This is a genomic window from Shewanella sp. SM71 (assembly GCF_025653905.1).
Lineage (GTDB): Bacteria > Pseudomonadota > Gammaproteobacteria > Enterobacterales > Shewanellaceae > Shewanella > Shewanella oncorhynchi.
On sequence record NZ_JAKKRW010000001.1, the window covers coordinates 212984 to 235844 of the forward strand.

The following is a 22861-nucleotide window of genomic DNA, read 5'->3' on the forward strand; positions in this document are numbered from 1 at the left end:
CGTACTGTTTAAAAGCTGGACCTGAGCTGAATAATGGTGAAAAGTTAGACTCTGTGGATGGTTAGGTGGCGCGGATAATTCGGTGATAGCAATGATTCAGACAGGTATTGAGTTACGGTGCGGCAATAAAAAAGCCCGCTTAGGAAAAGCATCTGCGGGCCATAAAGATCTGCTCAAATCCTAAAACTTGATTTGAATATCTGTTGCTAAACTATTAGCGATAAAGCAATTTGCATGTGCTTTCTCGTGAATTTTCTCAAGGGTTTCTTGGCTGACTTCGACCCCTTCAGCGAAAATGACCTTAGGATTGAGCACCATCTTTGTCACGGCCAACTTGCCCGCCTCGTTTTTACCCAGCTCTGCAGTGGCATTATCCACATAGGAGGTTACAGGTAAGCGCTTAAGATGCGCAATTGCTAGAAAGGTCAACATATGGCATGAGGATAATGCAGCCAACAGGCTTTCCTCTGGATTGACATTTTGCCCATTGCCTTTGTATTCCGGTGCCGACGAGGCTTGAATCGTCTGGCCGCTGCCAAAGGTAATACTGTGGTCTCGACAAAATTCGCCTTCTTCGGCGGGCGAGGTTTGCCAGTTAACCGTTAAGTTAAAGCCCATTATTTTCTCCTATCTGAAGGACATCAGGGCACTATAGCCTAGCGGTGCTCACTTAGCCATGATCGCCATGCCAGTGTTAGCTGGACATTAGATCCCAGCACTCAGTAATAGAGTGCCAGTGAGCACGCTGCCAGTGACGATTCCTATCGGTAAATGGCGCGGGCTGTAGCTTAACGTTAGGATGACCAGCATTGCCGCGAGGGAAATTATTCCCATAAACAAAATGCTCCCGTAGGCCCAGCCCTGATCGCTCGCGCAGGCACTTAAGCTAAATGCTAGTAGTAACCAAGCAAACAAGGTTAGCAAACGACTTTGCCATTGTGCTGGTGGACGATTGAACACATCTTTGAAGTGACCAAATTTAGCTAAGGCAAACAGGGCGAGGGAAAGATAACTCAAACCTAAGATCCCAAGTAGGGGAATAAATTCTGGCATCATGATTTGGCTTCCTCCAATGAAGATGACGAACTAAGGTCGCTGGCAAGGGATGTTTGGGATTCGCTTCTACGTGCATTTTTTGCTTTTGCTGGGCGTTTAGCGGGGGCCTTAGCAATCAAAGTCACTCTTTTACTGGCAAATAGCATAGCGCCACCAAGTAGCACTGCGAGCACGTCAAATCCGACTAAAGCCCATTGGTGGGATTGGATATTGTCGATGATATTGCTTGGTGATGTGAAGGCATTGAGCACGGGCAGCGCACAGCACAAGGTCCCTGTGAGTCGTAATGCGGTTTGCCACTGGCGACGTGAACGACCCAAGAAAGCCCAAACTCCCATTGCCGATAACGCGAGAAAGAAACTGTGAACTTCCCATTCAGAGCGGCTTGCAAAACTTGTCGATAAGAGACGATTGGCGTAAAAGAAGGCGACAGTGCCTAAGGGTAGTCCTAAGATAAACATGAAGTTTAACCCTTCAACTAAACGTAATCCAAAGCTTGGTTTCTCGCCTTTATCGATCAATTTTTGCTGTTTTTGACGTAGACGAATGGCCCACATCAAAGTGCCTGTCGCGATCATAGCGCAGCCTAATAAACCGCAGAAAAAGAATAAAAATCTTAGCAGCGGGGCGGCAAAACGTGCCGTGTGCAGCGACATCATAGTATCGTAAGTCGCGGAGGCTCCTGAGGCTTCGTGCGGGCTGGTATATTTAAGCTCACCATTTACCCCGTTGAATATCAAAATATTGGCTTCATCGGTCACATCTTTACCTGTGTTTTGGTAAAAGGTCACTTGGCTATTTTGATCTTTAGGGTATGACACTATCACTTGCTTAATTGGCGCATCGCCCCATGCGGCTTTCACTTGAGGTAATAATTGGCTTAGTTGCACCTGTGGCGCACTAATCCCTGCAGCTTTCTCGGTTTGTCTGGCGGGATTAAGTTCTTTTAAAAAAGCTTGGTTATCACCCGAATAGGCGGTATTAACCGTCCATGGGATATAGATAAGCATTAGGGTAATAAGCCCTGTATAAGTGATCATCAAATGATAGGGCAGGGCGATGACAGAGCTCACATTGTGCGCGTCTAGCCAAGAGCGAGCGCCTTTATCCCGTCTAAAACTGAACAAATCTTTGAAGATCCGTTTGTGGATCACTATGCCACTGATAAGGGCGATCAGCATAAACATAGTGCAAACGCCGACGATATAACGCGCTGTAATAGCGGACATATAGTGCAAGTCAAAGTGCAGACGATAGAAGAAATCACCGCCGCGACTCTCACGCACTTCAGAGATCATGCCGCTGCCATCTGCTAAGGCTACATGTTCTTCAGTCTTGCCACGACGCTGACCTTTTTCTGGTGGCAGTTGCCAGCTAACGCTTTGAAAGGGGGTTCGTTCAGTTGGAAAACCTATCATCCAGCGCTGCGCTGTTGCCGGCGAATGCGCTTCTATGTAACTTTGACCTTTATCTAATTGGTTTTCGAGGGTATCGGCTCGGTAGTCTTGATAAACCCCTTTGTGTAATTCGGGTTCATTCCAAAGGCTGATCTCATGGCGAAAATAGCTCAAGCTACCGGCAAAAAAGATCAACAATAATACCCAACATACGAGCAAGCCTGCCCAGGTATGTAGCCAAGATAAAGTTCTAAAAAATGTCTCTTTCATCTTATTGCCCACATACTTTGATCAATCCAAAACATAACAAACTCACTAAGCCTAAATCTCGCCATGCATGCCAGGTTTTACGCACACAAAAGGCATAAATAATAGCGATGGCATAAAACAGGAAAGCTAACATATTGGCTGTTATCGTGCTTTCAAAGCGCGGCATAGGTAGCACTAATGTCAGCAGGCAAGCCAAGGTTGCTGCCGCAACATAACCCGCCACTAGAGCGGCACTCGCACGGGCAAAGACTTTGAAGGCAAACTGCGATTGCTCTTGTTTAAACCATTGCACAATTCCCCGCGAAATCAGCGAGAACGAGCGCATTTGAGTTGTAGAAGATTGCGTTGAGGTTTCAAACGCGGGTGTATTAGACATAAGTGCCACTTCTCATTTCGAGCCAATATGGGTCTGTTATGGCTATCCGTTACTGTTGATTCTGCAAAGTGTGCTTGAGCTTTTTGGCTTAACGACAAATGCATTTCTATAGCAGTAGATAGCTAACCGCGAGAAGTATAACTTAGTTAATTCAAATGATAAACGATATCATTTAGATTCGAATGTGAATTTGTGATCTTAAGCTGATCTGCTTTAGCGAGTGTAGGGTGACGAGTTTAACGTATGTAGCGTAACGAGCGCCCTGTCACAATTGTTTGTTTTTATTTGTTGATATGTGTTTAGTGGTTACTGCTTGTTTAGCGTTAGGTTAATTTTTATGCTGCCAATGTGAGCTTTATCAATTTTGATAGACGACGGTTTTGGCAGAATGCGTTATCTTTTTTACCGAGACCTAGCCTGATAACCCTATGCATAAAAATTCTACAAATGGTGAAACACACCTGTCAGATAATGCGATTTTACTATCAACGACGGATCTGAAGGGAAACATTAAATATGTGAATCAGACCTTTTCGCAGATCAGTGGGTTTAGTGTTGCTGAGTTGCAAGGGAATCCACATAACATAGTGCGCCATCAAGATATGCCTGCGGCTGCATTTAAGATCCTCTGGGAGCGAATTAAGCAGGGCAAGCCTTGGATGGGGATAGTTAAAAATCGCACCAAAACGGGCGGCTATTATTGGGTGAATGCCTACGTCGCGCCAGTGTATGAAGATGGTAAAGTTCATGAGTATCAATCTGTTCGTCGCCAAGCTACCCCTGAGCAGATTAAAGCCGCTGAGAGTATTTACCGTGATATTAATCAGGGCAAGCAACCTAAAGTATTGCGTAAAGATAGGTTAGGTTTCAGTGGTAAAATACTGCTGGCCATGTTGGTTTCGATTACGGCTACGGCGATGATTGCCAGTTATTCCCCTATAGTTGCCGCGATGGTAGGGATGAGTCTCGCGTGCCTAGCATGGTATTACCTGATGCAGCCGCTGCAAAAGCTTGTGTCTATGGCAACCAACATTATTGACGATCCCGTCGCTACGGGCGTGTACACCGGCCGCCAAGATGAGATCGGTAAATTAGACCTCGCCCTACGTTTTTTGATCACTGAAATTGGTGGCGTTGTTGGCCGTATGGCTGATTCTGCCAGTGAGATCCAAGCACAAAGTGTCAGCCTTAAACAAACCATTACAAACACTTGGGAGCACGCCGATAGTCAGAGTGAACAAACCACGCAAGCTGCGACTGCGATGGAGCAGATGAGTGCCAGTTTTGCTGAAGTGACGGGAAACATTCATCGCACAGCCTCGGAAATGGTGTCGAGCCATGAGGCGGCTCAACGCGGGCATTCTCGTTTAGAAACGGTTATTGATGCGATACACCAGTTAAGTGTGCAAGTGAGCCACTTTTCCGATGTTGTACAAGCTATTGAACAAGATAGCAGTGCGATTCACCAAGTGCTCGAAGTCATACGTGCCATTGCCGACCAAACTAACTTATTAGCCTTAAATGCGGCAATTGAAGCGGCGCGGGCTGGGGAGAGTGGTCGTGGTTTTGCCGTGGTGGCCGATGAGGTCAGACAATTATCGAGCCGTACTAGCCAATCAACCTCACAAATTGAGTTAATTGTTAGTCGTTTTAGGGAAAGCACTCAAAGGGCAACCTCGACCATGATGGCAGGGCAGGAACAGGTAAAACGTTCGGTAAGCTTAGCGCAAGATGCGAGTGTGGCTTTTGGCGAGTTGCTTTCATCTATTTCGCGAATTAATTCTTTGAGCGATGATAATGCGGCGGCGATGACGCAGCAGACTTCCGTGGCCGCAGAAATTAGCCGAGCTATCCATGTGATCAGCGACTTGGCTCAACAGAGTTTAGAGCAGACGCTCGATGCGGCAGCGCGGGGTGATCAAGTGTCGCGTTTATCGACCAAGACGCATCATTTGTCCCAACAGTTTTGGCAGCAGAGTGTGCAACGTAAATATTAAGCGTATTTACCTTATGTCGTATTGCATTTTGTGATTGATTTATTATTAATGCCTGTTTATAAATCAATCACTTAATCATGTTTTTCTCGCTGTTTTATTTTTGACTTCTTGATGGAGGTCACATTTAGGAGATGCTAATACCTGAGTTGACCGAAATATTTGCCAATAACCCTTGTGTTTTATCCTGCATGCCCCAAGCTCTATTAGTGAAGCAAAAATAAAAGTAATGACACTAAAAGGGACAACCTATGAAAATAAATATTTCTGGTCACCACGTCGATGTTACTGATTCTATTAGAGAAGATGTTAACGAAAAATTTGCAAAAATCGCCACCCATTTCCCCTCTCTGATCGCACTGGACATTATTATTGCGAAAGAGCATGGCGAGTATCAGGTTGAGCTTCGTACGAATTATGAAGGAAGCCGTATTTCTGCTTCAGGTACCGATGAGGTTATGTACCCAGCAATCAAAGCCGCATCGAAAAAATTAGATGCAGCACTTAAGCACCGTAAAGGTCAGTTAAAAGCGGATTTGCATGAAACCCCGAGCTGTACAACGCCAGCTATTGCCCATGAAATTATCCAAGAGATGGATCTTCGTTAGGTTTTAGCTATAACTCATCGCTTTAGATGAGCACAAAAAGGGCCTTAAATGGCCCTTTTTGTTGGCAATTGGCTTTTGCAGAATGCTATTAGGTTAGATCAATGCCAGTTGCAATCCCTTGAGCACAGCTTGGGTACGGTCTCGGCAATCGAGTTTAGTGAGTATGTTAGAGACATGATTCTTTACTGTTCCCTCGGCTAAAAATACCGCATTGGCGATTTCTTTATTGGAGAAGCCACCCGCCATAAAACTGAGAATTTCCCGCTCCCGTTCCGACAATAATTCATTTCTAGTTACCCCAACGCTAGGTGTGGGCTTAGGCTCTCTCATCTGTTTGAGCACCGAAGGCTCTATCAAGTAGCCGCCTTTGGCGACGGTTTCGATGGCGTGCAGTAACTTGTCGAGTGACACGTCCTTGAGCAAAAAGCCGTTGGCTCCCGCCTGTAAACTATTGAGGAATAACTCACTGTCGTCGAAGGTGGTTAACATGATGACAGGTAAGCGATTGGCACTTTGCCGTATTTGTTTGAGCATGGTGATACCATCAAGATTTGGCATACGGATATCACTGAGCAGTACATCGACGGGATTGCTGGCAAGCTTTTTGAGTGCATCTTGGCCGTCTTCGGCCAGCCACAACACGTGAATGTTGTCGGAAATGGCGAGCAGGCTGGCGATACCTTGGCGAACCAATTGTTGATCTTCTACTAAACCGACACTGATAATGTTGTTTTGCGTATCCATAGAGATCCCAAAGCGTTTTTAATAAAAAGTTAAGCGAGTGCAGGGAGTGTGAGGGTGAGTTGGCAGCCGGGCGCCGAGTCATTTGCTCTTAACTCCAAGGTGCCATTAAAGGGTTGTAGCCTTTCCTGCATGCCGCCGAGCCCAGTACCGAACTGCCTAGTGCCGAACTGTCCTGGACCGTTTAGCTCTGTGCCGCTTTTAGCTGATGCGTTTCGCGCGGCTCCCCGTGTTAGCCCCACGCCGTTGTCGCTTAGTTGCAATACCAGCGCGCTTTGAGAGTCTTGCATGCTCAATTGCAGTTGATTCGCCTTGCCGTGACGTACGGCGTTGCTGATGCCTTCCTGCAGCACTAACAGCAGTGCCTGAGTCAGTTCGGCTGATTGCAGTGGCTTCATCCCTTTGCAGTGAAGAGTCACGCTGGGTAAGCGGGTCATCAGTGCCTCTAAAGGTGGGACTAAATCCAATCCCACTTGCACTCTTTGAGCCGCGCCACGGCAAGTTGCTCGCCTTATGGGAGGCGGGTTCACCCTATCGACTTGATGCCCAGACCTTAACCACGCTTGGCGTGAAAAACTTTGGTGACAAATTTAAGGGCTTGCCCTTTTCTGCTCACCCGCTCGATGACGGACAAGGTGGACTATGGAATTTTGGCGTCTGGTATGTCGGCGGTGAGAAGCAATTACTTGTGTATCAAGTGGCGTCCGATGACAGCATAGCCAGAATGGAAGTGATTGAATTACCACAGGCGAGTTACTTACATGCCTTCGCGCAGAGTGAGAATAAGCTGGTGTTTTACATTTCATCCTGCGTGTATGAAGAGGGCGAAACCTATGTTGATGCCTTTAAATGGCGCCCCGAATTGCCATCGCAATTACTAGTTATTGACAAAGCCGATTTTAGCGTGCGCCAGTTACACCGGCTACCTGCAGGATTTGTGTTTCACTTTGGTCAAGCCATTGAGAAGAATGACGAACTTTCGGTGCAGCTTTGCCTCTATCCCAATTCTGCGATTTTAACCCAAGGGATGAAGGGGTTACTGACGGGGAAGCGTAAAACTAAGACACCCCATGCAGAGTTAGTGACGATCACAGTACCTCTCACAGTACCGCTCACAGTAGCACTTACAGCAGCTAGCAAAGCGCAGTTTGCGGAGACCTTGTATTCCTCTGCACGTATTAACCGCAGCGGCGTGATGATGGAGTTTCCCCAGTTTTCGCAGCACATTATGGGTAAAAAACAAACTAGCGGTGAAAAAGCGTTTGCAGAGAAAACAGGCGGGGCTTCGGCGTTTGTTCCGTTATTTGGCGTTGGAGCAAGAACAGATTCAGCTGTTAACTCTGGCTCCAGCTCCAACTTTAAATATGAAGCAGAATCTGGCTCTGAATCAGGGCTAAGTAACACTTTGTATTGTATTCATAATGCAAAAGACAGCAGCAAGCACAGGGCGGATACACTTGGCGACGCGAGCTATAGCGCGTTTTATCTTGGCAAAGGCAAGATTGCCGAAGAGCCGCTCTATATCCCCGCCACTGAGCAGCACGAAGCTTATTTACTGATGACTTGGCTCGATTACCATAATGCACAGTCTGGTTTGTCTTTGTTTCGTGCCAGTGATATCAGTGCGGGCCCCATCGCTTCGGCTCAAATGAACAGAGTATTGCCACTAGGGTTCCATGGTTGCTTTATTGAAGCTTAATGTTTTGATCTATAAATAAAAAACGCAGCTTTTAGCTGCGTTCTTGTTTCAGGCGAAAGAAACGTTTAGTCATCAATTTCCGCATTGTGATAGACGTTTTGTACGTCGTCACAATCTTCAAGTGCGGCAATAAACTTTTCAAACATAACGACATCTTCACCTTCAACTTTAGTCATGTCCTGCGGTACGAAGGTGATATTGTCAAATTCAAAGTTAACCTCTGGCATCGCTTCGGTCAGCGCAGTTTTGACTTTAAAGTATTCAGTGTGCGGCGCGTAAACTGTGATTAAGCCATCTTCAAGCTCAACATCGCTTACATCAACGTCAGCCATCATCAGCAGTTCTAAAATCGCATCTTCGTCATCACCCGCAAACACGAACACGGCTTGATGATCAAACATGTGGCCAACTGTACCAGGGCCGCCGAGTTTGGCATCGTTTTTCACGAAGGCTTGACGCACTTCTGTGAAGGTACGTTTTACGTTATCGGTTAAGCAGTCAACAATGACCATGCAGTTGCCAGGACCAAAACCTTCGTAACGGGCGGTATCGTAATCTTCACCACCGCCGCCTTTGGCTTTTTCAATTGCGCGTTCAATAACATGCGCAGGCACTTGGTCTTTCTTAGCGCGTTCAATTAAGCGACGCAGTGATAAGTTTCCATCGGGCTCAACGCCGCCTTGCTTAGCGACAACGTAAATCTCTTTACCGTAGCGTGAATAAATGCGGGTTTTTTGACCGGCTGTTTTCGCCATGGATTCTTTCTTGTTTTGATATGCTCTGCCCATCTTGATCTCGTTAGCTCAAAAAAATTGCGCCGATATTAGCAGTTTTCTTGGCATAAGTGCAGTCGTCCCTATGTGATTTATTACCTAGAAGGCGACGGGGCACGCATTTCAGGGCAAAGTTGGTTTTATCAAAGAAGATCCGCTTTTAGATAGGCTAGGACTATATCGCGATAGATTAATACTAATGTCTAATGCCATACGCTCGTGAGACTGTTGATGATAGCTAACTTCTACTTTGTTTATTTAGCGAGATAAATTATCTAGCTTATTCAGAGAAATAGACTAAAACTATAAATCTTGAGCGCTATCATAGTTAGTCCTCCCTCGTCAGTTGTAATCAATAGCTGCTGTAATTGATACCAACTGAACGAAGGCTAATGATTCGACTCTTAGCATTTCCCTTTCATTTTTACCTTGCGCAGTTACGGGAAGTATATGGAAATACAGCACAAAATTTTAATTTTCATCAGTTTCATACTGGTAACTCTGGGGAGTTTATTACTTGAGGGACTGCATCTTCCAAGTATTGTGCAGGCGTTGATCTTGGGCGTTCTTGCCTGTGGCTTAGTGGTGAGAGTGTGTTTGCGCGCATCTAAGGCTAAGCTCGACACCGATGAGGCAAACATTAAGGCATTACAAGAGCAAAGCATCCCCGCCCACGACATTAGTGTGCAAACCAGCAAAATTGCTATCGGTTCGGCTGAGGTGTCGCATTTTATTGATTTATTGAATAAATCAATTGAATCAAATGGCGAGCATGCCAGTGCCATTGCGGTTGCTGCAGGGCAATTGAGCCACACTACGGCCCAACTTGGTGATAATGCAGCCGACATTTTAGGCCAAGCTCAAGAGGCTGAGCGCGTTAGCGTGCAGGGACGAAGTCAAGCTCAGAAAGGTGTTGCGGCCATTCGTTCACTGAGTACGGATATTGATACCGCCGCTGAGCAAGTGCAGGCGCTTAAATCAAGAGCCGAAGAAATCCAAAAAATTACCGAGGTGATTAACTCCGTTGCCGAGCAAACGAATCTGTTGGCGTTAAATGCGGCCATCGAAGCGGCTCGAGCGGGAGAGCAGGGTCGAGGTTTTGCGGTAGTAGCTGACGAAGTACGCAGCCTTGCGGGTAAAACCGCGGGTGCAACCCAAGATATTGGCAAAATGCTATTAGAAATCCGCAGTGAAACGGATAAAACTTCTGGGCTGATGGAGCGAGTCGTGACGCAAACCGCCGATGTGGTCGCCGCCATGGGCGAGTTAGACGCGCACTTCACTGAGATTTCGGCTTCTGTGACCCAATCGGCCCATGCCTTAGGTGATATGGAAGATTCACTCAAACAATATAACAACACTACTAACGACATTAGCCGCTCGGTGACTCAAATACGTGACTCGTTAAATTCGACGGGTAAACAGAGTCATAGCGTATCCGAGCAGGCCTTTACTTTATCCTTGACCACTGAGGGTATTTTTAAAGCGTTGTCTAAATGGGATACACAAACCTTCGATCAGCAGGTTCTGCAATTGGCGAATGTTGCCGCTAAAGCGTGCGGTGACAAGTTAGCACAAGGTTTAGCCAGTGGCAGTTTTAGCGAGGCTGATTTGTTTAATCCTAAATACCAACCTATTACCAATACTCAGCCGCAGAAATACAGCACGGCTTTCGATCGTTATACCGATCAGCATTTTCCAACAATTCAAGAGCCCATTCTGGCAAAACACAGCGAAATTATTTATGCGGGAGCCGTTGATAGGAAAGGTTATTTTCCGACCCATAATAAACGCTTTAGCCAAGCGCTGACAGGCAAAGTTGAGGTTGATATGGTGCACAATCGAACCAAACGCTTGTTTAATGATCCGACAGGGATCCGTTGCGGCGCCCATACTGAACCTGTGCTATTGCAAACTTATAAACGCGATACGGGCGAAGTGATGCACGACTTGTCGGTGCCCATTTTTGTAAACGGTAAACATTGGGGCGGATTTCGAGTGGGATTTAAAGCTAAGTAGATTACTGATAACTCAAATTTAGGTTATTTACTCTAAAAAATGCATAAAAACGCATCTTTATTTGTGTCTTATATGTGATCGATAGTAGGTAATCGATTAACATAATAGAAATAGATTGGCATCTTTTTGCCGAAGTGCTTAAATAGCCCAAGGTGTACAGTATAAGACAGTATTGTATCCAATAAAAAATCATAAAATTTGAATAAGACCTTAAGTAATTGATTTAAAATGTTTAAAATATCTTTCTGGATATTTTAAAATGTTGAGGACAGGGAGCTCTCTTGCGATGTAAATATAACGCAGTAGATGCTGCTTAATGTGAGTTAAATGTGATGCAAGCAAATCAAGCGACTGTAACTGTTTTATATTATGATGCGCCCGTAGGGTTAATTATGCACAACGCCGTATTAGGTAATTTACCAGTGAGTGAAGCTGGGCGTGTGATGATACCTGCAAGTTTCCGCAAGGGAAAATCTATCATTGCTGTACTTGAAGGTGAGTGTAAGATATTGAATTCATTAGGAGAGCGAGTGTTTGCTCAAGCTAATATAGGTTAACATTTTAAACTAATCGTCATTCTTGGGACGAATAATTCGCTTTGCTAAATTATCGTCCCGACATCTTCTGCAAAAATTCTATTCAATCCATCTATTTCTATTAATGTTAGCGTTTGTTCGCCTAATCATATTCGGTTAGTCATTCAGATATTTACTGTCCCACAAATTAACGCACTTTAATGGCAGACTTCTGCCAATAATTGGTCTGCAAGGTACTGTAAGGTTTCGGCATTAGGATGGGTGTGGGCGAAGGTTCTTAAACCATAAATTCCCATCATTAAATATTGGGCTCTTTGCTCGCTGCTGCGATTGCCTTGGAGGAGTCCTTGTAACGTTGCGGTGGCAAATTGTAGTGTGAGTGCTTGCTGCCAAGATTGTAGATACTGATTGATGATGTCTCGAATCTCAACATCTTGCTCTGCAATTTCATTTAACGCTTTTGTCAGTAAGCAAGCCTGGGCGCTATCGCAACTCAGACATTCAATAACGAGATGATCTAAGTAGGTTTTCAAATTAGTCAGCACATTCTCGCCATTGCCGAATAGATTGTTGAATTGCTCGTTTCTGTCGAGTTGATATTGCTCAATGGCCGCGATTAGTAATCCGCGTTTATTGGTGAAGGCACAGTAAATCGACCCCGGATGTAATCCCGTGGCTTGAGTAAGATCTTGCATGCTCGTTTTGGTGTAACCCTTGTGCATGAAGGCGGCCATAGCGCCGCGAAGTACCTGTTCTCGGTCGAACTCTGCATTACGCATCGAATTTAATTCACTTGTATAGAAACGCTTAGGCCAGATTCTACCTAAATTTGAACAAACATTCAAAAATGAACTTGAATGATCGTTCAAATAATAATATCTTGAATGCATATTCAAGAATGGAACTGAGAAAATGACCACACAAACCACGCCAAATTCATTGGTAAATCTGTTCGATACCTACTCACTTAATGACACTATTACCTTAAATAATCGTATCTTAATGGCACCTTTAACCCGTTGTATGGCGGATGCCGATTTAGTGCCGACCGATGATATGGTTGCCTACTATGCACGCCGCGCTGAAGCGGGTTTGATCATCACAGAGGCGACTATTATTCGTCCCGATGCTCAAGGTTACCCAAATACTCCTGGTATTTTTACTCAAGCGCAAATTGCTGGCTGGCGTAAAGTGACCGATGCGGTACATGCCAATGGCGGTAAGATTTTTGTGCAGTTATGGCATACGGGCCGTGTTGCTCATCCACACTTTTTCGGTGGTGGTGATGTGCTTGCGGCATCAGCACAGAAGATTGAAGGCAGTGTGCCAAGAATGCGCGAACTGACTTATGTCACGCCAAAACCTGCCACACTTGAGGATATTCAAGGCCTAGTGCGTGATTACGCCAAAGCGGCGGAAAATGCCATTGAAGCTGGGTTCGATGGCGTAGAAATCCACGGTGCAAATGGTTATTTAATTGATACCTTCTTACACCATGACAGCAATCGCCGCACCGATGAATACGGTGGCACTCCAGCCAATATGTCCCGCTTTGCGCTTGAAGTTGTCGATGCTGTTGTGGCTCGTATCGGCAAAGACAGAACCGGTTTACGGATTTCTCCAGGGGCTTATTTCAATATGGCGGCAGATAGTCGTGACCGCGAAGTATTCGATTACTTCTTGCCAGAGCTGGAATCCCGCGATATCGCTTTTGTGCATATTGGGATTTTCGATGACAGTATGGAATTCGACTATCTAGGCGGCAGAGCTTCAAGCTATGTGCGCGCACACTATGGCAAAACCTTAGTGGGAGTTGGAAGCTACAGCGCTGAAACCGCCAGTGAAGCGATTGCAGCGAATAAGTTTGATTTGATTGCTATCGGTCGCCCATTTATTGCCAATCCTGACTATGTCGCTCGCGTGCGTGATGGCGTTGCACTTGTTCCTTACAGCGATGAAATGCTAGCAAGTTTAGTGTAATTTCGCTTAATAGCTTTATAAAGAAAGGGTTAGCATTGGCTAACCCTTTTTGTTTATTTTATCTCGTGCCTTTTATTTAATCCGTTTTAACTAAGGATCTGAGTGCGGTGAGCTTTTGCTGAGCTATGCCGAAAATACTCTCGGGAGAATATTGCCCTTGGCTAGGTGCGGCCGTTTGCGGCAAACTTCCTGCGGTTTTACCGAGTAGTAATTCCATGGCTTGAGTCACATGGGTAATAGCCCAAATATGGAATTCCCCCTGTGCCACTGCATCGACAATATCTTTGCGCAGCATAAGGTTGGCCATGTTCGAGGCAGGAATAATCATCCCTTGCTCTGGCGTACGGCCTTTTATTTTGCAGACATCGAAGAAGCCTTCAATTTTTTCATTCACGCCGCCAATCGGCTGAGCCTCACCAAATTGGTTCATCGAACCTGTGATGGCAATATCTTGCCTAATTGCTTGCTCGCTAATAGCCGAGATAATGGCGCAGCATTCGGCCATGGATGCGCTGTCACCGTCCACTCCGCTGTATGATTGCTCAAAGGTGAGGTAAGTGGTGAGCGGGATTTGCGCCGTCTTACCTAAAACTGAGGCTAAATAAGCGGTTAAGATCAACACGCCCTTAGAATGGATCCGGCCTCCAAGTTTGACTCTGTGCTCGATATCCATCACTTCACCCTTACCAAACGCAGTGGTTGCTGTGATGCGATTGGGCATACCAAACTGATGATCTGAGGTCGAGATGACGGATAAGGCATTGATTTGCCCAACCACTTTGCCCTGAGTGCTAATCAAGGTCGTGCCGTTGGTAAAGCTTTGCATAATGTTGTCGTGCAGACGCGAGACTCTTTGCTCTTGATTTCGCAGTGCTTGCTCAACGTGCGGCACTAAAATTTGCTGACTGCCTGCCGATTTAGCGCAGTAGTTTGATTCCCGCAGTAGGTTGGCAATATTGGCTGAGTGTAGCGACAGTTTTTGTTGATCTTCGGCCTCCCGCGAGCTGTATTCGATGATGCGTGCTATAGCCGCACGGTCGCAATGTAGCATGTTGTTGTCGTGAACTATGCTCGAAATAAAGCGGGCATAGTGCGCCTCAGAAGTTGAGGTTCTGTCCATCACATCTTCAAAATCGGCGGTAACGCGGAATAACTCACTGAAGTCAGGATCATAGTGCTGTAACAGCTGATAAGTTTCGTGATCGCCAAACAGAATAATTTTCACATCTAAGGGGATAGGCTCAGGCGCCAATGAAATCGTGCCCGACAGTGACACTTCACGCTCGAGCGAACTTAAATCGAGTTTGCGTGAACGCAGGGCGCGTTTTAACCCGTCCCACACGTAAGGGCGTTCTAACACTTTTACCGCATCCATCAATAACACGCCGCCGTTAGCTTTGTGCAGACTGCCGGAGCGGATAAGTGAGAAGTCGGTGAACACTGTCCCCCTGAAGGTAGCGTTTTCCACATAACCAAATAGGCTGTGATAACTTGGGCTTTCTTCTACGACAATAGGGAATTTTTGAGTCCCTTGAGCGACCAAAACGTTAACTTGGTAGCGGCGGGGCATTTTCTTTTCAAGGGAAGCGTAGGCTAGGCCCAGTTGTTCTTCACTTTCTTCTAAAAAGATATCTAAATTGTCTAAGATATCCGCCTGCATACCGGTTAAGAAAGTCCGCGCTTCGGGCTGGTGCTTGAACTTATCTTTGAGTGGCTTAATAAAATGAATTAACACTTCTTTGGCGACTTGTTCGTCATGCTCTTGCTGCTTGTCGCTGAATTCTTCTTCCCATTCAGTGATTTGGCGAATAATACCGCGCAGTTTAACTTCTAGGCCATTGATATTACTTTCAAATTGACTACGTTCAGTCTCTGTCAATGCTTCGAATGAAGCTTCGTCATGGGGTTCTTCACCATTGAGCGCTACCATTTGATAGTCACCCTGCATGGTTAAACTGAGGCTGATGCCTTTTTGTTTTGCTTCTTCGGTTAATTCAGTGAGTGCGACTTCTTGTTTCTGTGATAATTGGCTTTTGAGCTTTTCAGTCCGGGCATAATACATTTCATTATCAAAGGCTAAAGGCATAGCTTTGACAAGTTTAAGCATCAACTTTTCGACGGCTTTTTTAAATTCAAGCCCCGTCCCTGCGCTCAGTTTCAGCACTTTAGGGCAACGGGTATCATCGAAATTAACCACATAGCACCAATCGTACAGGGTATGGTCGTTTGGCTCGTGACGGCTTAGGTAACGCAGCATCATGGTCCGTTTGCCGAGGCCGTTCTGACCTATGGCGTAGATGTTGTAACCCTTTTCTTTAATTCCCATTGCAAACTCTACCGCTTGCTGGGCGCGTTCTTGGCCGACAATATCATTGAGAGGTGTGAGTTCTGCTGTCGATTGGCAATCTGTGCTTAATTGGTCGAGTTCGCAAATGCGATATAATTGTTTACTGTTGAGCAGGGTAGCTTGGCTTGATACGACGTCAGTGGGCATAAATATCCTTGGTTTTTCAGCCTTATTATTTCCATTGTAGACAATAAGATAGCATTTTTGTCAATCAAAACCCTGTTATTGCTGATATATGTCTTTAGGGATGGTTTTCTCTCGCTAAGAAAGTGCTGAATTATCGGGGGAAGACTTAATTGATTAAGTCTAACTAATTGTTACTCAATAAACTTATCACGATACTGACACTAAAATTTTGTGCTAAAGTAGCAAATGCAATGTTAGTTGGATTTACCCGTGCAAGCAGTCTGCTGAGTGTGAGTAAGTTAGTGTGAATTTTGATGGTTTGACCTCTACCACCCTAAAAGGTGGATATGATGGAGTAAGTTTTAGATCCAACCATAGTGCCAATTGAGATGTATTGATTTGATGTTAAACGTAAAATTTTATGAGATTTTACTGCTTGGTTAGCGTTTTCCCTCTGTAGCAATATTGGGCATGTGTTTAAGGTCTTACGGTATTCTCGCCGTAGGCCGATTGAGCAGTAACGAGATCTGAGTTGGCAAGATGATGATAGATGTACCTATTACGCAGCAACAGCTGGATAACTGGTTGAGTGACTTAAATTTAGTCGCTGAGATATCAAGCAGTAAAGCAATGTTATTAGCATGGAATGCTGCGGGTGAACTTAGCTGCATGTTAAGTTCAGACTCTGCGGCTGAAAGTGAAATACAGGCAATACTTAGCCACCTAAGTGGCAACCCCCAGCCTGCGATAAGCCAGTCCGTTGTGATGCCCTCAATGCTCACACCATCAGAAATCGTTTCCAATCCCTTTGATATTATTGATAAATCTACTATTCCCCCTCTAAACAATGCTAAGTTGTCCAGCCTGAGTGAGCCAATTTCAGCATTGCCCCGATTAGGCAGTCATCAAATCACGGCTGCATTATCTGTATCACAGCTAACTGAGCAGGTACGTGAGCCTCTGTTAATTATGGATACTCGGCAGCACTCAGATTGGCACACTTGTAGCGCAATCGGCAGCGTGATTTGTTTGTCTCTCGCTTGGCCATCTGGGGCACATTTTGGCTTTTTATGCTTCTATCACAACGAGGCTCACGGCGTAGATTCAAAAACGCTACAATTTGCCAAGCTTATCAGCGATAGCATTCAACACCAGTTAGGCGAGATATTGAGCCAACATAATGCGGCTGAAACATTAAGCCGAGGTTCACCGAGTCGTGTCGATACGGTCGATTTACAAACTTTTATCGATAGTTTTGACGAACATATTTGGATGAAAAATGCCGCTGGCATTTACACTCTTTGCAATCGTAGTGTTGAGAATGCGTGGGAAATGCCCCGCAGTGAGATTGTTGGTAAATCCGATGTTGAACTCTTTGGTGCTGATATTGCAGAGATTTTTCTAGAGGGTGATAGGCTCGCTATCGAGTCTGGTACGCCTATCATTGTCGCTGAGTGTTTAGATGGCAGTGAAGCTAAAAATCATCTTTGGTTAGAAACGCTAAAACTCCCAACACTCAATGCCAAGGGGGAGCTCGTGGGCGTTATCGGTATGACTCGCAACATCTCCAAGCATAAAGCAGTTGAAGAACAGCTGACACTGGCGACCAATGTGTTTAAAAACTCGGTTGAAGGTGTCGTTGTGACCGATCGGCATGGCAATATTACCGACGTTAACGGTGCATTTTTTGAGATCACAGGTTATGTGAGGGAAGAGTTACTCGGCCAGAATCCTCGGATTTTTAGTTCGGGTCGGCATGATAAAGATTTTTTCGATAAACTCTGGAATGCCTTGCTTACTCAAGGTAAATGGAATGGCGAAATTTGGAATCGGCGTAAAAATGGCACGATTTTTCCGCAAAATATCACCATAAGCACTATTTATGATGACGTTGGAGATGTGCGTTATTTTGTCGCTGTATTTGCCGATATTTCAGCCCAGAAAGAGAATGAAGCGCAACTCACGCACTTAGCGTATTTTGACCCGCTAACGCATTTGCCCAATCGCATGAAGTTCATGATGCAGCTTAAGCAAGAAGTGCGACAAGCTAAGCGGCTGAATTTGCAATTAGCGACTGTGATGATTGATGTCGATCTGTTCAAGCATATCAACGACAGTTTTGGCCACAGTATAGGCGATGAGATGTTGGTCGAGCTTGCCAAGCGTTTACGCAGTCAAGTGGGTGATCAGGATGTGTTATCACGGATTGGTGGCGATGAGTTTGTGGCATTGATTTCAGGGATCGACAATAGTGCAGATGCCGCAGTTGCCATAAATCAATTGCGCCAAGTGTTTGAGCAACCTTTTATTGTGAGCACGGGCGACCACTTACGTTTAACGGCGAGTATGGGCGTTTCTTTGTATCCGAATGATGGAACCGATGCGGACACTTTACTGCGTAACGCCGATGCGGCCATGTATCGTGCCAAAAATGATGGCCGCAATAATTATGCTTTTTATACAGAGTCCTTAACTCAACAATCTTTTGAGCATCTTAAGCTGCAAAGTGCCCTCTATGGCGCGATTGAGCAAAATGCTTTGTACTTAATGTACCAGCCAAAACTCGATTTAGTGACTCGACAAACCGTGGGATTTGAAGCATTACTGCGTTGGCACGATCCTCAACTGGGGTTGATTTCGCCTGCGGTATTTATACCCGTGGCGGAAAAAATTGGTCTTATCCATGAAATTGGCTTATGGGTGTTAGAAACTGCCTGTCGTCAAGGCATGCGTTGGCTTGGTGAAGGCAAACATTTTGGCCGCATTGCGGTGAACGTGGCAGGACAACAGTTACAGCGCAGTTCCTTTGTGGATGATGTGAAACGTGTCTTAGCTGAAACGGGTTTGCCCCCAAAGCATTTAGAGCTTGAAGTGACCGAAAGTGTGATGATGCAGAATCCTGATCTTGCTATCCGTGACTTAAAGCGACTTGGCGATCTGGGTATCGAATTATCGGTTGATGATTTTGGTACTGGCTATTCATCGCTCAACTATTTGAAAAAACTGCCTATTCATAAATTGAAAATTGATCAATCTTTTGTGCGGGACATTCCCTTCGATACCAACAATACCGCTATCGCTAAGGCTGTGATTGCTCTTGGACATGCGTTGAAGCTGGAAATTATCGCCGAAGGGGTTGAAACTAAAGAGCAAGCTGATTTTCTGCAACAAAACCAGTGCGATCAAGCCCAAGGTTATCTCTTTAGTCGTCCGCAGCTAGCTGAAGATCTCGACACATTTCTATCGTAAAACAAGTTTGCATATAACAATAGGACTAGCGCTATGCCGCTAGTCGCTTAGGGTTGTGTCTGCTAAAATTCTAGCCATTATTTTCAGTGGTTAACCGCAATGTCTTTTAGTGCCTTATCCTTAAACTCCACGTTAGTGAATACCTTAGCGGTTCTTGGCTATGAATCGCCAACGCCAATCCAGTTAGAAGCGATCCCTGCCATCTTAGCTAAACGGGATGTGATGGCTGGCGCCCAAACGGGTACAGGCAAAACCGCTGCGTTCGCCTTGCCTATCTTGCATCATTTGATGACACTCAGCCCTGCGCAAGAGTTAACGGCTGTGAGACCCATACGCTCATTAGTCTTAGTGCCGACACGTGAGCTGGCGGTGCAGGTACAGCAGAGTTTTGTTAAGTACGCTAAAGGGACTGATATTCGTATCGGCATCGCCTACGGCGGCGTGAGTATCGATGCGCAGGTCGCCGTGTTTAATGCAGGGATTGATGTGTTAATCGCAACACCGGGCCGCTTACTTGACCACCTTAGGCAAGGTGCATTAAATCTTAAGCAATTGAGTGTGCTTGTTTTCGATGAAGCCGACCGTATGCTCGACATGGGGTTTATGGATGAAATTCAAGCCGTGCTCAAGCAAGTACCGAGTGACAGACAAACCCTGTTATTTTCTGCCACCTTAGATGCCGCTATCTTCAGCTTAAGTAAAACCTTACTGCGCGATCCTAAGTTGATTGAAGTTGCCAAGCGTAATACGACCGCTGCTGAAATTGAACAAGTGGTTTATGCCGTCGACGCCGACCGTAAAATCGAACTCGTCAGCCATCTGGTGCGCAGTAAAAACTGGCATCAAGTGCTGATTTTTAGCCGCACTAAGCAAGGTGTCGATAAACTGGTTCAGCAACTCAATAAAGCCGATATTATCACTCAGGCGTTTCACGGTGACTTGTCCCAAGGTGCGCGCGAGAGAGTTTTGCAGGAATTTAAACAAGGCAAAATTCAAGTGCTAGTGGCAACGGATGTCGCCGCCAGAGGCCTAGATATCGTCGAGCTAAAATATGTGATCAACTTTGAGCTACCCTTTATCGCCGAAGATTATATTCATCGTATTGGCCGCACAGGCCGAGCGGGTAGTGCAGGGCTTGCCATCACCCTCTTTAGTCAAGAGGACGCCCTATTATTGGAAGAAGTTGAAGTTGTGCTCGACAAGCGTCTACCACAACAATGGTTACTAGGCTTCGAACCCGACTTTAATAAGATGGATACCGAACCTAGACGTAACGGTAAAGCGGCTCAGAAGCAAAGAGCGAAGAAACGGGCTTTGGGTGGAAAGGGGAAAAGGTAGGTTTTTAGGTGTGGCGTCTGAATGGCTGAATCTAATAGATATTAGATCAAGTGGTGACATGATTCATTTATTGACGCCAGTTCAGTTCCCGCCGCCGCATTTGAATCGATAGCTCAAAATAGCCTGAAAGTTCAAACAAAAAGGGCTTAACCTTGCGGTTAAGCCCTTCTGGTAAAATTGGTGGAGGCGGCGGGACTTGAACCCGCGTCCAGAACACCTACATTTTACTCATACTATTATAAAAACAATGATTTATATTAAAAACAGTAAGTTAAATGATTGTTGGTGTTAAATGGCGTTAGCCGATGTAAATCAATGCCGCCACTTTGTCGCCATTGTGGCTAAGTAATTCGTAATTGAGCTAGCGGGTTTTTGGTGATCGCATCTTCAAGATGCGTTGGCGCAAAGTGGGCATAGCGCATCGTGTCTTTAATATCAGAATGCCCCAATATTTCCTTAAGCACTAAAATGTTTCCGCCGTTCATCATAAAGTGGCTGGCGAAAGTATGGCGTAACACATGGGTCATCTGGCCTTCGGGTAACTCAATCTTTGCCCGTTTGATGGCTTGGTCAAACGAACGACGGCAAGGTCTAAACAAAGGGCCTCGCATGCGCGGGATAAGTTCAATCAGTGCATCAGAAATCGGCACAGTGCGATTTTTCTTGCCTTTAGTTTTTACAAAGGTAATGCGGTTATTGGCAATCTGACTACCGCGCAATCCTTCAGCCTCAGACCAGCGGCAACCAGTCGACAAACAAATCATCACAATCGTGACTAAATGTTCATACTTGGCATTGCGACATTCATCTAATAAGCGTGGTATTTCCTCGGGGTACAAGTAAGACAGTTCAGTTTCATCAATCTTAAAAGCCGAAAGCCCTTCCATCGGGTTAGGGTGCCGCCACTCGCCTAACTTTTTAAGTTCAGAAAACACCGCATGCAAATAGGCTTGCTCATGGTTTACCGTCACCGGCTTAACCACTGTCTTATTGCCTTGCATATCGACAATTTCACCGCTTAAGCGCTGTTGGCGATAATGTGCAAAATCATTCACGGTTAACTTGCTGGCAATCGGATCATCTAAGCCGATGCAAATCAGCTGCAACTTACGCAAACGGTTTTCAGGCTCGGCCAGTTGTCGCCCATGCAAATCATGCCAAAGCTGGATTAATTCAGATAAGCGTCTGTTATCGACCTTTTCACCAAGCCAGGGTTTTTCGTCGATGGTTTTCATGGTGTGCAACTCGAACGCCGTCGCCTCGCCCTTTGTCGCAAATTTTTTGCGCACCCGTCGACCATCGCGGCCGTTCGGGTAGCACTCGCATAGCCAAGGAAAATTGCTGCCGTCTTTTAGATTGCGAACTGACATTTATATCAACTTAAAAAGTTAAGGCCAATCAATCCCGCCGTTAGGCTGTCTACAACGATCAATACGATTTAATGCTTTTTTCCAGCCAGCAAAAAAGCCATATTTGCGCAAGGCTAATATGGCGTACTCAGAGCAAGTGGGGTCAAACAGGCAAGAATCGCGCAGCCGTTGCGGTGCAAAATACCGATACAGATAAATGCAACGAATAGACAACCACACCATTAAACAGCTTTCCTAAAAGAGATGACATGGTAAACAGAGCTTTCCGCATTTTTGCCAGATGTTGCACCACCACACCCCGGTTGTAATGTCACACCTACGGCATCAACTCGATAAAACTCCCAACCATCAGCCGCCCACTGGTTAACAACCTGCTCCATATAAGCCGCCGCCTCATTGCCTTTGTGCGCTTTCATTTGCACGGTAATGTTGGCAGGGATTTGAACCATTTTATATTTGAACATCATTACTTCCTTTGTAGTTAATTAAACCGTTTCTAAAACTGAAACCACTTTACCGTGGATCTTGGTGGCGTTCTGGTTAACTTGATTATTTAGCGACAACATCAATATTTTGGCTATTAAATGTAGCTAGCTCACCTTTAGTCGTCGTGAGCATTGCATTTAAACTAATAGCCATTGGAGTCGTCTTTGTAGACTTGGTAAATACAACTTCCGCACGGGTAATATGATTGCTTGATAGTACATAATACTCACCATCCCAGTTGCAACTCACATCAAACTCGGGCTGGTCTCTTTTAATATTGAGTAGCCGGCCATTAGCATTAAGGACATAGTCCTGAGTTGCAGTGATAGAGCAGTAATTTTCCTCTGCATCGCTGCCAAGATAAAAAACAACAGCAGGTTTACCTGCAAGGGTTGTTTCAGACATAAGCGTTAGCCTGTCTAAATTTGCATTTAATGCACTTGCAGATAGAGGTGCTAGCAAAACCGTTATAGCTAAAATCCTTTTCATACATTCT

The 22861-nt window shown here is 45.4% G+C and carries 20 protein-coding genes and 1 pseudogene; 8 read left to right on the plus strand and 13 right to left on the minus strand.

Annotation, left to right across the window (positions count from 1 at the left end):
* Positions 1–180: 180 nt before the first annotated feature.
* From L5L97_RS00930 to L5L97_RS00945, 4 genes are all read right to left on the minus strand, one after another.
* Positions 181–618, minus strand: coding sequence for an OsmC family protein (locus L5L97_RS00930; RefSeq protein ID WP_028760789.1), 438 nt, complete (start codon positions 616–618; stop codon positions 181–183).
* Between the two features lie 87 nt (positions 619–705).
* On the minus strand, positions 706–1056 hold the full coding sequence (locus tag L5L97_RS00935; RefSeq protein ID WP_113940646.1) for a DUF3325 domain-containing protein: 351 nt from the start codon (positions 1054–1056) through the stop codon (positions 706–708).
* Positions 1053–2723, minus strand: coding sequence for a PepSY-associated TM helix domain-containing protein (locus tag L5L97_RS00940; RefSeq protein ID WP_263180821.1), 1671 nt, complete (start codon positions 2721–2723; stop codon positions 1053–1055). The genes L5L97_RS00935 and L5L97_RS00940 overlap by 4 nt, the downstream gene beginning before the upstream one ends.
* A gap of 1 nt (position 2724) precedes the next feature.
* Positions 2725–3099 carry a DUF3649 domain-containing protein gene (locus L5L97_RS00945; protein WP_212600001.1) on the minus strand — a complete coding sequence of 125 codons (375 nt, stop codon included), beginning with the start codon at positions 3097–3099 and terminating at the stop codon, positions 2725–2727.
* A 428-nt stretch (positions 3100–3527) separates the two neighbouring features.
* Here L5L97_RS00945 and L5L97_RS00950 point away from each other — a divergent pair, with 428 nt between their 5' ends.
* Complete coding sequence (locus L5L97_RS00950) at positions 3528–5096, plus strand: methyl-accepting chemotaxis protein (protein WP_263180822.1); 1569 nt, start codon at positions 3528–3530, stop codon at positions 5094–5096.
* A gap of 248 nt (positions 5097–5344) precedes the next feature.
* Positions 5345–5701 carry a ribosome hibernation-promoting factor, HPF/YfiA family gene (gene hpf / locus L5L97_RS00955; protein ID WP_028760784.1) on the plus strand — a complete coding sequence of 119 codons (357 nt, stop codon included), beginning with the start codon at positions 5345–5347 and terminating at the stop codon, positions 5699–5701.
* A gap of 93 nt (positions 5702–5794) precedes the next feature.
* Here hpf and L5L97_RS00960 read toward each other — a convergent pair whose 3' ends face one another.
* Positions 5795–6445 (minus strand): response regulator, encoded by a 651-nt coding sequence (locus L5L97_RS00960; protein WP_263180823.1) that lies wholly within the window; start codon positions 6443–6445, stop codon positions 5795–5797.
* Between the two features lie 29 nt (positions 6446–6474).
* A pseudogene (locus tag L5L97_RS00965) lies at positions 6475–6930 on the minus strand (sensor histidine kinase); the annotation flags it as partial.
* On the opposite strand from L5L97_RS00965, the gene L5L97_RS00970 reads away from it, so the two are divergent.
* A complete protein-coding gene (locus L5L97_RS00970; protein WP_263180825.1) occupies positions 6894–8141 on the plus strand; it encodes a carotenoid oxygenase family protein in 1248 nt (415 codons plus the stop codon). The pseudogene L5L97_RS00965 and the gene L5L97_RS00970 overlap by 37 nt on opposite strands.
* Positions 8142–8206: 65 nt before the next feature.
* Here L5L97_RS00970 and L5L97_RS00975 read toward each other — a convergent pair whose 3' ends face one another.
* The gene (locus L5L97_RS00975; protein ID WP_028760779.1) at positions 8207–8929 is read right to left on the minus strand and encodes a YebC/PmpR family DNA-binding transcriptional regulator; all 723 of its coding nucleotides are present in this window, start codon (positions 8927–8929) and stop codon (positions 8207–8209) included.
* A gap of 435 nt (positions 8930–9364) precedes the next feature.
* Between L5L97_RS00975 and L5L97_RS00980 the strand changes: the two genes are divergently transcribed.
* Both L5L97_RS00980 and L5L97_RS00985 read left to right on the plus strand, forming a co-directional pair.
* Complete coding sequence (locus L5L97_RS00980; RefSeq protein ID WP_263160783.1) at positions 9365–10933, plus strand: methyl-accepting chemotaxis protein; 1569 nt, start codon at positions 9365–9367, stop codon at positions 10931–10933.
* 332 nt (positions 10934–11265) lie between these two features.
* A complete protein-coding gene (locus L5L97_RS00985; protein WP_028760777.1) occupies positions 11266–11490 on the plus strand; it encodes a TIGR02922 family protein in 225 nt (74 codons plus the stop codon).
* Between the two features lie 176 nt (positions 11491–11666).
* Here L5L97_RS00985 and L5L97_RS00990 read toward each other — a convergent pair whose 3' ends face one another.
* A complete protein-coding gene (locus L5L97_RS00990) occupies positions 11667–12248 on the minus strand; it encodes a TetR/AcrR family transcriptional regulator (protein WP_028760776.1) in 582 nt (193 codons plus the stop codon).
* 133 nt (positions 12249–12381) lie between these two features.
* Here L5L97_RS00990 and L5L97_RS00995 point away from each other — a divergent pair, with 133 nt between their 5' ends.
* Entirely contained in the window at positions 12382–13449 is a 1068-nt protein-coding gene (locus L5L97_RS00995) for an alkene reductase (RefSeq protein ID WP_263160782.1), read from the plus strand.
* 76 nt (positions 13450–13525) lie between these two features.
* On the opposite strand, the gene L5L97_RS01000 is transcribed toward L5L97_RS00995, so the two are convergent.
* Positions 13526–15943 (minus strand): Lon protease family protein, encoded by a 2418-nt coding sequence (locus L5L97_RS01000; protein ID WP_263180826.1) that lies wholly within the window; start codon positions 15941–15943, stop codon positions 13526–13528.
* Between the two features lie 519 nt (positions 15944–16462).
* Between L5L97_RS01000 and L5L97_RS01005 the strand changes: the two genes are divergently transcribed.
* Positions 16463–19171 (plus strand): putative bifunctional diguanylate cyclase/phosphodiesterase, encoded by a 2709-nt coding sequence (locus L5L97_RS01005; RefSeq protein ID WP_263180827.1) that lies wholly within the window; start codon positions 16463–16465, stop codon positions 19169–19171.
* 99 nt (positions 19172–19270) lie between these two features.
* Positions 19271–20509, plus strand: coding sequence for a DEAD/DEAH box helicase (locus L5L97_RS01010; protein WP_263180828.1), 1239 nt, complete (start codon positions 19271–19273; stop codon positions 20507–20509).
* 341 nt (positions 20510–20850) lie between these two features.
* Here the strand turns inward: L5L97_RS01010 and L5L97_RS01015 are convergent, their stop codons facing one another.
* The 4 genes from L5L97_RS01015 to L5L97_RS01025 form a co-directional block, all read right to left on the minus strand.
* Positions 20851–21879 (minus strand): site-specific integrase, encoded by a 1029-nt coding sequence (locus L5L97_RS01015; protein ID WP_263180829.1) that lies wholly within the window; start codon positions 21877–21879, stop codon positions 20851–20853.
* Between the two features lie 18 nt (positions 21880–21897).
* Positions 21898–22101, minus strand: coding sequence for a membrane protein insertion efficiency factor YidD (gene yidD, locus L5L97_RS22910; RefSeq protein WP_411568953.1), 204 nt, complete (start codon positions 22099–22101; stop codon positions 21898–21900).
* Complete coding sequence (locus L5L97_RS01020; protein ID WP_263180830.1) at positions 22101–22346, minus strand: hypothetical protein; 246 nt, start codon at positions 22344–22346, stop codon at positions 22101–22103. The genes yidD and L5L97_RS01020 overlap by 1 nt, the downstream gene beginning before the upstream one ends.
* A gap of 82 nt (positions 22347–22428) precedes the next feature.
* Positions 22429–22854 carry a hypothetical protein gene (locus L5L97_RS01025; RefSeq protein ID WP_263180831.1) on the minus strand — a complete coding sequence of 142 codons (426 nt, stop codon included), beginning with the start codon at positions 22852–22854 and terminating at the stop codon, positions 22429–22431.
* Positions 22855–22861 lie beyond the last annotated feature (7 nt).

Bases quoted from the DNA above. Each gene is read 5' to 3' on its own strand.
- yidD (WP_411568953.1), bottom strand. From the start codon at position 22,101: ATGGTGTGGTTGTCTATTCGTTGCATTTATCTGTATCGGTATTTTGCA.
- L5L97_RS00945 (WP_212600001.1), bottom strand. From the start codon at position 3,099: ATGTCTAATACACCCGCGTTTGAAACCTCAACGCAATCTTCTACAACT.
- L5L97_RS00990 (WP_028760776.1), bottom strand. From the start codon at position 12,248: ATGCGTAATGCAGAGTTCGACCGAGAACAGGTACTTCGCGGCGCTATG.
- L5L97_RS01010 (WP_263180828.1), top strand. From the start codon at position 19,271: ATGTCTTTTAGTGCCTTATCCTTAAACTCCACGTTAGTGAATACCTTA.
- L5L97_RS00940 (WP_263180821.1), bottom strand. From the start codon at position 2,723: ATGAAAGAGACATTTTTTAGAACTTTATCTTGGCTACATACCTGGGCA.
- L5L97_RS01000 (WP_263180826.1), bottom strand. From the start codon at position 15,943: ATGCCCACTGACGTCGTATCAAGCCAAGCTACCCTGCTCAACAGTAAA.
- L5L97_RS01025 (WP_263180831.1), bottom strand. From the start codon at position 22,854: ATGAAAAGGATTTTAGCTATAACGGTTTTGCTAGCACCTCTATCTGCA.
- L5L97_RS00975 (WP_028760779.1), bottom strand. From the start codon at position 8,929: ATGGGCAGAGCATATCAAAACAAGAAAGAATCCATGGCGAAAACAGCC.
- L5L97_RS00935 (WP_113940646.1), bottom strand. From the start codon at position 1,056: ATGATGCCAGAATTTATTCCCCTACTTGGGATCTTAGGTTTGAGTTAT.
- hpf (WP_028760784.1), top strand. From the start codon at position 5,345: ATGAAAATAAATATTTCTGGTCACCACGTCGATGTTACTGATTCTATT.
- L5L97_RS00995 (WP_263160782.1), top strand. From the start codon at position 12,382: ATGACCACACAAACCACGCCAAATTCATTGGTAAATCTGTTCGATACC.
- L5L97_RS00950 (WP_263180822.1), top strand. From the start codon at position 3,528: ATGCATAAAAATTCTACAAATGGTGAAACACACCTGTCAGATAATGCG.
- L5L97_RS01005 (WP_263180827.1), top strand. From the start codon at position 16,463: ATGATGATAGATGTACCTATTACGCAGCAACAGCTGGATAACTGGTTG.
- L5L97_RS01020 (WP_263180830.1), bottom strand. From the start codon at position 22,346: ATGATGTTCAAATATAAAATGGTTCAAATCCCTGCCAACATTACCGTG.
- L5L97_RS00930 (WP_028760789.1), bottom strand. From the start codon at position 618: ATGGGCTTTAACTTAACGGTTAACTGGCAAACCTCGCCCGCCGAAGAA.
- L5L97_RS00985 (WP_028760777.1), top strand. From the start codon at position 11,266: ATGCAAGCAAATCAAGCGACTGTAACTGTTTTATATTATGATGCGCCC.
- L5L97_RS00980 (WP_263160783.1), top strand. From the start codon at position 9,365: ATGGAAATACAGCACAAAATTTTAATTTTCATCAGTTTCATACTGGTA.
- L5L97_RS00960 (WP_263180823.1), bottom strand. From the start codon at position 6,445: ATGGATACGCAAAACAACATTATCAGTGTCGGTTTAGTAGAAGATCAA.
- L5L97_RS01015 (WP_263180829.1), bottom strand. From the start codon at position 21,879: ATGTCAGTTCGCAATCTAAAAGACGGCAGCAATTTTCCTTGGCTATGC.